This is a genomic window from Streptomyces tricolor (assembly GCF_002155905.1).
In the GTDB taxonomy this organism is placed as follows: domain Bacteria; phylum Actinomycetota; class Actinomycetes; order Streptomycetales; family Streptomycetaceae; genus Streptomyces; species Streptomyces tricolor.
On record NZ_MUMF01000299.1, the window covers coordinates 1 to 12044 of the forward strand.

The 12044-nt window shown below is 72.6% G+C and carries 11 protein-coding genes, 1 tRNA gene, 1 pseudogene and 1 riboswitch; of the genes and pseudogenes, 6 read left to right on the forward strand and 7 right to left on the reverse strand.

Translation table 11 applies throughout. The annotated features are described in order from the left end of the window. Positions 1-71 precede the first annotated feature (71 nt). Positions 72-2960: a transglycosylase domain-containing protein gene (locus CCN44_RS21790; RefSeq protein ID WP_086698828.1), complete on the forward strand. Its 2889-nt coding sequence runs from the start codon at positions 72-74 to the stop codon at positions 2958-2960. 9 nt (positions 2961-2969) lie between these two features. Here CCN44_RS21790 and CCN44_RS21795 read toward each other — a convergent pair whose 3' ends face one another. The 3 genes from CCN44_RS21795 to CCN44_RS21805 all read right to left on the reverse strand — a co-directional run bounded on the left by CCN44_RS21795 (position 2970) and on the right by CCN44_RS21805 (position 4185). Then, positions 2970-3290, reverse strand: a complete 321-nt coding sequence (locus tag CCN44_RS21795) for a DMT family transporter (protein ID WP_059249770.1) — start codon at positions 3288-3290, stop codon at positions 2970-2972. Positions 3291-3338: 48 nt separating this feature from the next. Then, positions 3339-3401: riboswitch (guanidine-III (ykkC-III) riboswitch) on the reverse strand. 72 nt (positions 3402-3473) lie between these two features. Beyond that, positions 3474-3833, reverse strand: a complete 360-nt coding sequence (locus CCN44_RS21800; RefSeq protein ID WP_039657929.1) for a GroES family chaperonin — start codon at positions 3831-3833, stop codon at positions 3474-3476. A 22-nt stretch (positions 3834-3855) separates the two neighbouring features. Further along, positions 3856-4185 carry a DUF3618 domain-containing protein gene (locus CCN44_RS21805; RefSeq protein ID WP_059249769.1) on the reverse strand — a complete coding sequence of 110 codons (330 nt, stop codon included), beginning with the start codon at positions 4183-4185 and terminating at the stop codon, positions 3856-3858. Positions 4186-4299: 114 nt separating this feature from the next. On the opposite strand from CCN44_RS21805, the gene bcp reads away from it, so the two are divergent. After that, a complete protein-coding gene (gene bcp, locus CCN44_RS21810; protein WP_086698815.1) occupies positions 4300-4767 on the forward strand; it encodes a thioredoxin-dependent thiol peroxidase in 468 nt (155 codons plus the stop codon). 39 nt (positions 4768-4806) lie between these two features. Further along, positions 4807-4890, forward strand: a tRNA-Leu gene (locus CCN44_RS21815). Positions 4891-4897: 7 nt separating this feature from the next. On the opposite strand, the gene rdgB is transcribed toward CCN44_RS21815, so the two are convergent. Further along, positions 4898-5500: an RdgB/HAM1 family non-canonical purine NTP pyrophosphatase gene (rdgB, locus tag CCN44_RS21820; protein ID WP_059249767.1), complete on the reverse strand. Its 603-nt coding sequence runs from the start codon at positions 5498-5500 to the stop codon at positions 4898-4900. Positions 5501-5526: 26 nt separating this feature from the next. Beyond that, a complete protein-coding gene (locus CCN44_RS21825; protein ID WP_086698819.1) occupies positions 5527-6861 on the reverse strand; it encodes an SGNH/GDSL hydrolase family protein in 1335 nt (444 codons plus the stop codon). Positions 6862-7056: 195 nt separating this feature from the next. On the opposite strand from CCN44_RS21825, the gene CCN44_RS21830 reads away from it, so the two are divergent. Next, on the forward strand, positions 7057-8370 hold the full coding sequence (locus CCN44_RS21830) for a DUF445 domain-containing protein (RefSeq protein WP_086698830.1): 1314 nt from the start codon (positions 7057-7059) through the stop codon (positions 8368-8370). Between the two features lie 97 nt (positions 8371-8467). Further along, positions 8468-9994, forward strand: a complete 1527-nt coding sequence (locus CCN44_RS21835; RefSeq protein ID WP_086698822.1) for an MFS transporter — start codon at positions 8468-8470, stop codon at positions 9992-9994. A gap of 120 nt (positions 9995-10114) precedes the next feature. Here the strand turns inward: CCN44_RS21835 and CCN44_RS21840 are convergent, their stop codons facing one another. Further along, complete coding sequence (locus CCN44_RS21840; protein ID WP_086698825.1) at positions 10115-10579, reverse strand: hypothetical protein; 465 nt, start codon at positions 10577-10579, stop codon at positions 10115-10117. A gap of 155 nt (positions 10580-10734) precedes the next feature. Here CCN44_RS21840 and CCN44_RS21845 point away from each other — a divergent pair, with 155 nt between their 5' ends. Then, positions 10735-11691 carry a GlxA family transcriptional regulator gene (locus CCN44_RS21845; RefSeq protein WP_079080968.1) on the forward strand — a complete coding sequence of 319 codons (957 nt, stop codon included), beginning with the start codon at positions 10735-10737 and terminating at the stop codon, positions 11689-11691. Between the two features lie 124 nt (positions 11692-11815). Here CCN44_RS21845 and CCN44_RS21850 read toward each other — a convergent pair. Further along, positions 11816-12044: pseudogene (locus tag CCN44_RS21850) on the reverse strand (hypothetical protein); the annotation flags it as partial.

Sequence of the window (12044 nt, forward strand, 5' to 3'; positions counted from 1 at the left end):
GCGCCGGGAAGCAGGCCGCTCCCGGGGCGCCGCGCGGCGCCGGGCAGGGGGAGCCGGCCGAGAGCACCCAGGTGCTCCGGCGTATCACCCCGCCCAAGGGACCGCAGGCCGGAAAGGCGGCCGGAGCCGGTCAGGGCTCCGGGAAGGCGGACGGCGCCGCTCAGGCGCCCGAGACCACGCAGGTGCTCCGGCGGGTCGGCGCGCCCCGCGCGGGTGAGGCGGGCGGCGGTGCCGCCACCGCCGCCACGGGCGCCTCCGGCGCGAAGCCGGACCCCACCGGTCGCACCCCTCGCCCCACCGTCCCCCGCCCCGGCGGCCCGAACCGCGCCGCCGGCGCCACCGCGCCCGGCGCCGCTGCCGCCGGCTCCCCGGCCGGTGCCGCGTCCGGTGTCCCCTCCTCTCCGGCCGCCGCCCGTGCCGCCCGTGCCGCGCGCGCGGCCGGTGCCGCCGGTGCTGCCGCCGGTGCCGGGGCCCCGGCCGCCCAGGCCGCCGCCTCGCCCGCCACCGGCGGTGCCGCCTCCGCCTCCGTCTCCGGCTCAGCCGCCTCAGCCTCCGCCTCCCCCGACGACGAGACCACCCTGCTCGCCGCCGCCGACGGGGACGCCCCCGGGGACAACGGGAAGGCCAAGGCCAAGGCGAAGAAGGGGAAGCGGCCCAAGCGGACCGGGTGGCGGCGGATCATTCCGACCTGGCGCATGGTGCTCGGCACCTGCGTCATCGGGATACTCCTGCTCATCGGCCTGTTCTTCGTCGGGTACTCGCTCGTGAAGATCCCGCCGGCCAACGCGTTCGCGACCAAGCAGAGCAACGTCTACCTCTACGCCGACGGCTCCCAGCTCGCCCGCGACGGCGAGGTCAACCGCGAGAACGTCAGCCTCGCCCAGGTCTCCAAGGACGCCCAGCACGCCGTCCTGGCCGCCGAGGACCGGGACTTCTACTCCGAGTCCGCCGTCGACCCCAAGGCGATGATCCGCGCCGCCTGGAACACCGCGACCGGCAAGGGCAAGCAGTCCGGCTCGACGATCACCCAGCAGTACGTGAAGAACTACTACCTGGCCCAGGAGCAGACGGTCACCCGCAAGGCCAAGGAGTTCTTCATCGCGATCAAGCTCGACCAGAACAAGTCCAAGGACGAGATCCTGGAGGGCTACCTCAACACCAGCTACTTCGGCCGCAACGCCTACGGCATCCAGGCCGCCGCCCAGGCCTACTACGGCCGTGACGCCGCCGACCTCGACCCGGCCCGCGCCGCCTACCTCGCCGCGCTGGTCAACGCGCCGAGCGAGTACGACGTCGTCGCCCACCCGGAGAACAGGAAGGCCGCCGTCGCCCGCTGGAACTACGTCCTGGACGGCATGGTCAAGAAGGGCTGGCTCAGCGAGTCCGAGCGCACCGGCATGAAGTTCCCCATGCCGAAGGAGCAGACCATCTCCACCGGCATGTCCGGCCAGCGCGGCTACCTGGTGGAAGCGGTCAAGCAGTACCTGACCACGAACAACATCATCGACGCCGACCACCTCGCGCTCGGCGGCTACCGCATCACCACCACCATCCAGAAGGACCGGCAGGACGCCTTCGTCCAGGCCGTCGACGACCAGCTGATGTCCAAGCTGGACAAGAAGAACCGCAAGGCCGACACCTACGTCCGGGCCGGCGGCGCCTCCGTCGACCCCAAGACGGGCAAGGTCGTCGCGATGTACGGCGGCATCGACTACGTGAAGCAGTACACCAACGGCGCCACCCGCGGTGACTTCCAGGTCGGCTCGACGTTCAAGCCGTTCGTGTTCACCTCCGCCGTGGAGAACGGGTCGACCACCCAGGACGGCCGGCGGATCACGCCGAACACCGTCTACGACGGCACCAACCAGCGCCCCGTCCAGGGCTGGAGCGGCGGCGCCTACGCCCCCGAGAACGAGGACCAGAGGTCGTACGGCCCGATCACCGTCCGCAAGGCCACCGACCTGTCGGTGAACTCGGTGTACGCGCAGATGGCCGTCGACGTCGGCCCCGCCAAGGTCAAGCAGACCGCGATCGACCTCGGCGTCCCCGCCGACACCCCGGACCTCCAGCCGTACCCGTCCGTCGCGCTCGGCACCGCCACCGCCAGCGTGCTGGAGATGGCGGAGGCCTACGCCACGCTCGCCAACCACGGCAAGCACGGCACGTACACGCTGGTCGAGAAGATCACCAAGGACGGCCGGGACGAGATCGAGCTGCCCGAGAAGTCGGTCAAGCAGGCCGTCAGCCGGGAGGCCGCCGACACCACCACCTCGGTCCTGCAGAGCGTGGTCGAGAGCGGCACCGCCACGGCCGCGCAGGCCGCGGGCCGTCCGGCGGCCGGCAAGACCGGTACGGCGGAGAGCGACACCGCCGCCTGGTTCGCGGGCTACACCCCCGACCTGGCCACGGTGGTCGCCGTCATGGGCCAGGACCCGGTCACGGCCAAGCACCAGCCGCTGTACGGGGCCCTCGGCCAGGCCCGGATGAACGGTGGCGGCCCGCCCACCCAGATCTGGGCGCAGTACACGCGTGACGCGCTGAAGGGCAAGCCGGTCAGCGAGTTCGACCTCCAGCTGGAGGAGGGCGCCGACGTCGTCCAGGAGCCGCCCGCCACCAGCAGCGCCCAGCCGGGCGCCGACGGCGGCGAGAGCGACGGCGGCGCGACCGCCACGCCGACCGAGGGCGGCCCCACGGCCACCCCGACCGACGGCGGCGCCACCGGCACCCCGGCCGACGGCGGCGCGACCACCGACGGGGGCGCCACCACGGACGGCGGTACGACCACGGACGGGGGCGCCACCACCGGCGGGGGCGCGACCGGCGGGGGCACCGCCACCGGCGGCGGGGCCACGGGCGGCGAAGCCACCGGCGGGGGGACGGCGACCGGCGGGGGGACGACCACGGACGGCGGCGCCACCACGGGCACCGACGCGGGTGCCGGAGGATTCCCCGGCACCTAGCGCTCCGGATCAGTGCCCGCTGGTCGCCTTCAGCCCCACCACGGCGACCAGCAGCAGGCACACGAAGAAGACGCGGGCGGCGGTGACCGGCTCACCCAGCACCAGCATGCCGAGCACCGCCGCACCGGCCGCGCCGATCCCCACCCAGACGCCGTAGGCCGTACCGATGGGCAGGGACTTCGCGGCGTACGACAGCAGGACCATGCTGGCGACGATGCCGGCGCCGGTGAACAGGCTGGGAACCAGCCGGGTGAACCCCTCGCTGTACTTCATCCCGATCGACCAGCCGACCTCCAGCAGACCGGCGACGACGAGCAGAACCCAGGCCATGACAGGCACCTCCGAGACGTAGCGGCTCTTCGCCGCGGTTCTTCGCGGGGTGCGTCGTCTTTGCCTTCGACCCGGTACGGCGCGTCTCGTCGGGTTCGTTCCGAACATAGCAAAGGCATGCCGAAGAGGGCCGGTGACCATCGTCACCGGCCCTCTTCGCGGTCCGCCGCAGCGGCGCAGGCCCTAGAGGTACAGGCCCGTGGAGTCCTCCGACCCCTCGAACCGGTCCGCGGCCACGGCGTGCAGGTCACGCTCGCGCATCAGCACGTACGCCACGCCCCGCACCTCGACCTCCGCCCGGTCCTCCGGGTCGAACAGGACGCGGTCACCGGGCTCCACCGTCCGGACGTTCTGGCCGACGGCGACGACCTCCGCCCAGGCCAGCCGACGCCCGACCGCCGCGGTGGCCGGAATCAGGATGCCGCCCCCCGACCGCCGCTCGCCCTCACCGGTCTCCTGCTTCACGAGGACCCGGTCGTGCAGCATCCGGATGGGCAGCTTGTCGTGGTGGGGAGTGCTGTGCTCGTTTCTGTTGGCGCTCACGCCTCGAACCTACCTGCCCCGATCAGTCCTTGCGCCGCCGGGCCCCGAGGGCGAGCAGCCCCACGACGCCCACGACGACGAGCGCGACGGGCACGACCCGCTCCAGGCGAGGCGCCCCCTCGTCGTCCACGAACCGCGCCCGCACATCGCTCACGACCCGGTTGACCTGCACGTACGCCCGGCCGACCGTGTGGTCGACATTGGCGATGACCTTGGCCTTGGCGTCGCCGACGATGGTCTTGGGGTGCACCCGCACCCCGATCTCGTCGAGCGTCTCGGCCAGCACTTCCCGGCGGCGCCTGATGTCCGCCTCGATCTGCGCCGGGGTTCTGGTGTCCGCCGTGTCCGCCACCGTACGGCCTCCGAAGTCTGCCGAAGTCTGCTGATGCTGGTTGATGCTGTTCTCGAACAGTCTGTCAGCTCATGGGCGCACCGCACCGCAAGGGCCCCCGGTTACGCTAGTCCGATGAGCGAGCGACTCCAGCCCGGGGACGTTGCCCCCGCCTTCACCCTCCCCGACGCCGACGGCAACGAGGTGTCCCTTTCGGACCACAAGGGCCGCAAGGTCATCGTCTACTTCTACCCGGCCGCCCTGACCCCCGGCTGCACCAAGCAGGCCTGCGACTTCACCGACAACCTGGAGGTCCTGGCCTCCGCCGGCTACGACGTCATCGGCATCTCGCCCGACAAGCCGGAGAAGCTCGCGAAGTTCCGCGAGAAGGAGTCCCTGAAGGTCACCCTGCTGGCCGACCCCGACAAGCAGGTCCTGGAGGCGTACGGCGCCTTCGGCGAGAAGAAGCTGTACGGCAAGACGGTCGTCGGCGTCATCCGCTCCACGGTCGTCGTGGACGAGGACGGCAAGGTCGAACGCGCCCTGTACAACGTCAAGGCCACCGGTCACGTGGCAAAGATCATCAAGGATCTGGGCATCTGAACACACTGCCCGGCCGCTAGCATGGCCGGGCAGCACCAGGCGGCCGTGGTGGAATTGGCAGTCACGCTGGGTTTAGGTCCCAGTGGGGTAACTCCCGTGAGGGTTCGAGTCCCTCCGGCCGCACCGCATCTCAGCCCAGCAGCTCCCGCACCACCGGCACCAGCGCCCGGAACGCCTTGCCCCGGTGGCTGATCGCGTTCTTCTCCTGCGGGCTCAGCTCGGCGCACGTCCGCGTCTCGCCCTCCGGCTGGAGGATCGGATCGTAGCCGAAGCCGTTCGTGCCGGCGGGGGCGTGCCGCAGGGTGCCCCGCAGCTGTCCCTCCACCACGCGTTCCGTGCCGTCCGGCAGGGCCAGGGCCGCCGCGCAGGCGAAGTGGGCGCCGCGGTGCTCGTCGGCGATGTCGGAGAGCTGGGCCAGCAGCAGCTCCAGGTTGGCCCGGTCGTCGCCGTGCCGGCCGGACCAGCGGGCGGAGAAGATGCCGGGGGCGCCGTTCAGCACGTCGACGCACAGGCCCGAGTCGTCGGCGACGGCCGGCAGACCGGTGGCCCGGGCGAGCGCGTGCGCCTTGAGCAGGGCGTTCTCGGCGAAGGTGACGCCGGTCTCCTTGACGTCGGGGACGTCGGGGTAGGCGTCCGCGCCGACGAGTTCGTGGGGGAGTCCGGCGTCGGCCAGGATGGCCCTCAGCTCGGTGATCTTTCCGGCGTTGCGGGTGGCGAGGATCAAGCGGGTCATGCCCGCCAGTATTCCTCGCCCGCCGGCTACAGCTCCGCCTGCCCCGCGCCCTTCAGCGTGCGCAGGTCGAAGACCTCGGCCATGGTGCGGTAGCCCAGGTCGCTGGGGTGCAGGTGGTCACCGGAGTCGTACTCGGGGCGCAGCCGCCGCGGGTCGTAGGGGTCCCGGAGGGCCTTGTCGAAGTCGACGACCGCGTCGAACACGCCGCCGGCCCGGATCTGGGCGTTGACCTGCTGCCGTACCGCCTCCCGGGCCGGGGTGTAGCCGCGGTGGCCGTGGAAGGGCATCAGGGTGGCGCCGACGACCTTCAGGCCGCGGGCGTGGGCCTGGCCGGCCAGCGTGCGCAGCCCGGTGACGATGCGGTCGGGGTCGGCGAGCCTGCGGTTGCGCAGGATGTCGTTGACGCCGAGGGCGATGACGACGACCTTGACGTTGGTGCGGGAGAGCGCGTCCCGGCCGAAGCGGCCGAGTCCGCTCTGGTTCTCGGCCGGCCGGCCGAGGCCGTCGGCGAGGACCTGGTTGCCGCTGATGCCCTCGTTGACGACGCTGTAGCGCGGCAGTTGCTGCCCGTCCTCCAGGGCGCCGCGCAGCCGGCCGGAGAGGACGTCGGGCCAGCGGCGGTTGGCGCCGGCGGTGGAGGTGATGCCGTCGGTTATGGAGTCGCCGAAGACGACGACGGTGCCGGCGGCCTCGTTGCTGAGGACGTCCAGGGCCGTCAGGTACCGCCAGTACGGGGTCTGTTCGGTGTACGGGACGCCGGTCGCGTCCTCGGTGCGGTCGCCGTCGGCGACGTACGACACCTGCCGGGCGTGCGGGTGGTAGGTGACCGGCCCGGACGGGGTGGGCGAGTAGGTGGTGACCAGGACGTCGGCGCCGTGCGGGATCGTGACGCGCACCGCGTCGCTGACCACCTGTCCGCCGGCGGGTATGACGACGCTGGTGCCGCCGCCGAAGGTGAGGCGCCGCATCGTTTCCGCATCGGCCGCCGCGGTGCCGTCCCCGGCGGCCAGGGCGAGCGAGGCGTGGCTGATGGTGAGGGCCGACTGGCCGTAGAGATTGGACAGCGTGATGCGGGCACTCGTACCGCCGGCGCTGGTGTGCACCACGTTGCGGACCGAGCGGCCCGCCAGACCGGTCGCCTCGGTGCCGGGTTCGCCGGCGACGGGGGCGGTGGCCCAGGCGCCGACCCAGGTACCGGTGGAGGCGGGGGCGGCCTGCGAGTCGCGGTGCGGGCGGCCCGCTGCGAGGGTGTTGCGCGGGGTGCCGTCGTCGGCGGCCACGGTGACGTATATGCCGGCGGACACCGCGATGACCAGCGCGACGAGCGCGCTCAGGACGGCATAACCATGACGCTTGGTCACGCTTGTGTTGTTCTCCTCAGGCGATGGGAGCCCGAGGCTCCGATCTTGCTCACCCATGATGCGTCATGGGCCGGAGAGGTCTGACAGGACCCTGCCACTACCCCCGAGGAGACAGACGCCGGGAACTCCTGTTCCGTTCCGGGAGTCGGTCAGGAAGGGACAATTGTGTGCGGGATCACCGAACGGGTGGAGCTGATGGAACCTACCGAGACGGGAACACCGGCACGGGCCGCGTCGTACAAGTCCATGACGGCGTTCACCCCGGCCGACGAGGAGCGCCGGCGCGGCGTACGGCGGATGAAGCTCACGGCGACGGGCATGCTGCTGTTCGTCGCGGTGGTCTACGTCCTGGCGAAGGCCGCCGGGCACGCGGGCGCGGGGGAGTGGACCGACTATGTGGCGGCGGCGGCCGAGGCGGGCATGGTGGGCGCGCTCGCCGACTGGTTCGCGGTCACGGCCCTCTTCCGGCACCCGCTCGGGCTGCCCATCCCGCACACCGCGATCATCCCCACCAAGAAGGACCAGCTGGGCGTCTCGCTCGGCGAGTTCGTCGGGGAGAACTTCCTCTCCGAGGACGTCGTACGGCAGCGGCTGCGCGCGGTCGGCATCGGCAGCCGGCTCGGGGCCTGGCTGGCGGTGCCGGAGCACGCGGACCGGGTGACGGCGGAACTGGCCACCGCCCTGCGCGGGGCGCTGACCGTGCTGCGCGACTCGGACGTGCAGGCGGTCGTCGGCGAGGCGATCAACCGGCGGGCCGCCGCGCAGGAGATCGCGCCGGGCATCGGCAAGACGCTGGAGAAGATCGTCGCCGACGGCGGGCACCGGCGGGTGGTGGACCTGGTGGTGGCCCGCGCGCACGACTGGCTGGTGCTGCACCGGGACGACGTGATGGTGGCCGTGGAGGGCGGCGCGCCCGGCTGGACCCCGCGGTTCGTGGACCGGAAGGTCGGCGAGCGGGTCTACAAGGAGCTGCTGCGGTTCGTCACCGAGATGCGGGACATGCCCTCGCACCCGGCGCGCGGCGCGCTCGACCGCTTCCTCACCGACTTCGCCTCCGACCTCCAGTCCGACACGGACACCCGGGCCCGGGTGGAGCGGCTCAAGGGCGAGGTGCTGGGCCGGGGCGAGGTGCAGGACCTGATCGCGTCCGTGTGGACGGCCGTACGCTCCATGATCGTGGCGGCGGCCGAGGACGAGCGCAGCGAGCTGCGGCAGCGGGTGCGGGCGGCCCTGCTGTCCCTGGGCGCGCGGATGGCGACCGAGCCGAAGGTGCAGGACAAGGTCGACACCTGGGTGGAGGGCGCGGCGGTGCACGTCGTGACCACGTACCGCAAGGAGATCACCTCGCTGATCACCGACACCGTGGCCGGCTGGGACGCCGAGCACACCACCCGGAAGATCGAGGCGCACATCGGCCGCGACCTGCAGTTCATCCGGATCAATGGCACGGTGGTGGGGTCCCTGGCGGGACTGCTGATCTTCACGGTCTCGCGCGCGCTGGGGGCCTGACCGGCCGTTGCGGGCTCCGCCGCGGGAGCCTGACCAGGACTGTTCCCGCCCGGTCCGGGCACCCGGCATTCCGTCCTTCGACGAGGAGGGGGAGCCCATGAGCACAGCGGAGACGCCGTCCGCGCGGACCGGCCGGACGATCACCACGAACATCCCTGCCCGGCTGGACCGCCTGCCCTGGTCCCGCTGGCACTGGACGATCGTCATCGGTCTCGGCACCGTATGGATCCTCGACGGCCTGGAGGTCACGGTCGTCGGCAACATCGCCAGCCGGCTCGCCGAGCCGGGCAGCGGCCTGTCGATCACCTCCGGGCAGATCACCGGCATCGCCGCCGCGCTCTATGTGGCGGGCGCCTGCTCGGGCGCCCTGTTCTGGGGCCGGCTCACCGACCGCTTCGGCCGGAAGAACCTCTTCATGATCACCCTTGCGGTGTATCTCGCGGCGACGGCGCTGACGGCCGTCTCCTGGGAGGCGTGGTGGTTCTTCCTGTTCCGGTTTCTGACCGGCTTCGGTATCGGTGGTGAGTACGCGGCGATCAACTCCGCGATCGACGAGCTGATCCCGGCGGACTACCGCGGCCGGGTCGACCTGATCATCAACGGCAGCTTCTGGCTCGGCGCGGTCGGCGGTTCGCTGCTGTCGATCGTCGCGCTCGACACCGACCTGCTGGCCGCGAACGTCGGCTGGCGCCTGACCTTCGCGCTCGGCGCCGTCCTCGCCCTGGTCATCCTGCTCGTACGACGGCACGTCCCGGAGAGCCCGCGCTGGCTGCTGATCCACGGCCGGGACCGGGAGGCGGAGGAGATCGTCTCCGGCATCGAACGCCGGGTGGAGGCGGAGCGGGGCGAGCGGCTCCCGGAGCCGGAGGGCGAGCTGGAGATCCACCAGCGCAAGAACGTGACGTTCCTGGAGATCGCCCGCACGGTCTTCGGCCGCTACCGCAGGCGGGCGGTGCTCGGTTTCTCCCTCTTCATCGGCCAGGCGTTCCTGTACAACGCGATCACCTTCGGCTTCGGCGCGATCCTGACCACGTTCTACGACGTGCCGTCCGACCGCACCGGCTACTACTTCGCGGTGATCGCGGCCGGCAACTTCTTCGGCCCGCTGCTGCTCGGCAAGCTCTTCGACACGGTCGGCCGCCGCGTGATGATCTCCTCGACGTACCTCCTCTCCGGCCTGCTGCTGTTCGGCACGGCCTGGCTGTTCGACCGGGGCGCGCTGAGCGCGGCCACCCTGACGGCCTGCTGGTGCGCGGTGCTGTTCTTCGCCTCGGCGGGCGCCTCCAGCGCCTACCTCACGGTGTCGGAGATCTTCCCGATGGAGACGCGGGCGATGTCCATCGCGTTCTTCTACGCCCTCGGCACCGCGGCCGGCGGCATCAGCGGCCCCCTGCTCTTCGCCGACCTCACGGGCACCGGCAAGGTCGGCGACACGGTCCTGGCCTTCTCCGTCGGCGCGGCGCTGATGTGCGCGGCGGGTCTGGTCGCGGTGTTCCTCGCGGTACGGGCCGAACGCCGCTCCCTGGAGGACATCGCCCGCCCGCTGACGGCGGTGGCGGGCCGGGCCAAGGCGGCGCCCCAGGGCCGGGGCCCCACGGCACCGCCGGCGGCGAGCAGGCCGTGATCCGACCGGCGCCGGCCGGTGGGGTCGGGCGGGGCGGTGTCGGGCGAGGCGGTGTCAGGTGCCGGTGGCGTGAGGAGCCGGTGGTGTGAGGCTGCCGGTGGTGTGAGGCTGCCGGTGGTGTCAGGCGCCGGTGGTGGAGCCCGGCCGGACGATCATCAGGACGGTCACGGTGGCCCACAGCAGGTTGAACACCCCGGTGGCCATGGCGAGCCGCGCGGTCCGCTCGGGCCCCGCGCCGCCTTCCAGGAGGGCGGACTGGGCCGGCAGCACCAGCGCGCCGAGGACGAGCGCGGCGAGCGCGGTCAGGACGATCGACACGATCAGCCAGGCACTGCCGAGCACACCCATCTCGCCGGCGGTGGCGAACCCGAAGACCGGGACGACGACGCCGACGACGGCGTAGACACGGCAGATGCGGTGCAGCAGCCGGAGCGTGCCGGTGCCGTCGGCGTCCGCCGGGGCGCCGTCGGTCCCGGCGGCGAGGACGCGGCGGGCGGCGGGCGGAAACATGCTGGCGGCGACGGCGACGGGCCCGATGGCGAGGATCGCGGCGATGACGTGCACGGCGAGGAGGAACTTGGTCACAGGGGGACGGTAGAAGCGGCGGACTCCCCGGAGGAGTGGCAGGACTGCCAGCCTCCAACGGATTCTCGCCAGAAGGCGACAGGGAGGGCGCCGTTCCTGGGCCCTGGCTTCCGGACCGGATTGGCGTTTTCCCGCCGCACCCCTACTCTCTCGCCATGCACACCGTGGCCGTACTGGCGCTGGACGGCGTCATCCCGTTCGACCTCTCCGCCCCCGTCGACACTTTCGGCTGGGCCCGGCTGCCCGACGGCCGGGAGCCGTACCGGGTGCGGGTGTGCTCGGCGCGGGAGGAGGTGAGCGCGGGCGCCTTCACGGTCCGGGCGCCGTACGGCCTGGAGACCCTCGCCGAGGCCGACACGATCATCCTGCCGGGGGTCGCGGACCCGCCGGAGACGCTGCCGCCCGAGGTCGCCGAGGCGCTGCGCGCGGCGGCGGCGAACGGCACCCGCATCGCGTCGATCTGCGTGGGCGCGTTCCTCTTCGCGGCGACCGGCCTGCTGGACGGCCTGCGCGCGACGACCCACTGGCTGGCGGCCCCGGACCTGGCCCGCCGTCACCCGCGGGTCACGGTCGACCCGAACGTCCTGTACGTCGACAACGGCCAGTTCCTGACGTCGGCGGGCGCCGCGGCGGCCCTGGACATGTGCCTGCACATGATCCGCAAGGACTTCGGCTCGGCGGTGGCCGCGCACGCGGCCCGCATGTCGGTCATGCCGCTGGAACGGGAGGGCGGCCAGTCGCAGTTCATCGTCCACGACCTCCCCCCGACCCCGGCCGGTACGACCCTGGAGCCCCTGCTGACCTGGCTGGAGGACCACTGCGACCGCGATCTGACCCTGGCCGAGATCGCGGCGAAGGCCGGCATGAGCACGCGCACGCTCAATCGCCGCTTCCGGGACCAGACGGGCACGACACCGCTCCAGTGGCTGCACCGGGCGCGGATCCGGCGGGCCCAGCACCTGCTGGAGACCACCGCGCACCCGGTGGAACGCATCGCCGTCCACACGGGTTTCGGCTCGCCGACGGCCTTCCGGGAACGCTTCCGGAGGGTGGTCGGGACGAGCCCGCAGGCGTACCGGAGGGCGTTCCGGGCGGGGGAGACGGTGTCGTAGCGGGTCGGGGCGTCTCACTCACCGCGGGCCGGCCGTGAGCTGGGCGGGGCCGCGGGTCAGACGGAGCCGCGGGTCAGGTGGCTCCGCGGATGAGGTGGCCCCGCGGATGAGGTGGCCCCGCTGGTCAGGCGGCGCCGCTGTCGGCTTTGCGGTCGGCGACGGCCCAGGAGGCGAGCGCGACGACGCCGGCGACACCGAGGACGGACGGCCAGGCGCCGACCTTCTTGGCGAGCGGGTGGGATCCGGCGAACGCGGCGACGTACGCGGCGCTCAGCGCACCCGCGGCCTTGCCCCCGGCCCGGGTACGCCACTGCTGCGCGGCGGCCGACCCCGGCCGCCGCGCAGCAGTGGCG

What these genes read in the sequence shown, in the direction of transcription:
- CCN44_RS21830 (WP_086698830.1), top strand. Translation starts at nt 7,057, where the DNA reads ATGGAACCTACCGAGACGGGAACACCGGCACGGGCCGCGTCGTACAAG.
- bcp (WP_086698815.1), top strand. Translation starts at nt 4,300, where the DNA reads ATGAGCGAGCGACTCCAGCCCGGGGACGTTGCCCCCGCCTTCACCCTC.
- CCN44_RS21795 (WP_059249770.1), bottom strand. Translation starts at nt 3,290, where the DNA reads ATGGCCTGGGTTCTGCTCGTCGTCGCCGGTCTGCTGGAGGTCGGCTGG.
- rdgB (WP_059249767.1), bottom strand. Translation starts at nt 5,500, where the DNA reads ATGACCCGCTTGATCCTCGCCACCCGCAACGCCGGAAAGATCACCGAG.
- CCN44_RS21835 (WP_086698822.1), top strand. Translation starts at nt 8,468, where the DNA reads ATGAGCACAGCGGAGACGCCGTCCGCGCGGACCGGCCGGACGATCACC.
- CCN44_RS21845 (WP_079080968.1), top strand. Translation starts at nt 10,735, where the DNA reads ATGCACACCGTGGCCGTACTGGCGCTGGACGGCGTCATCCCGTTCGAC.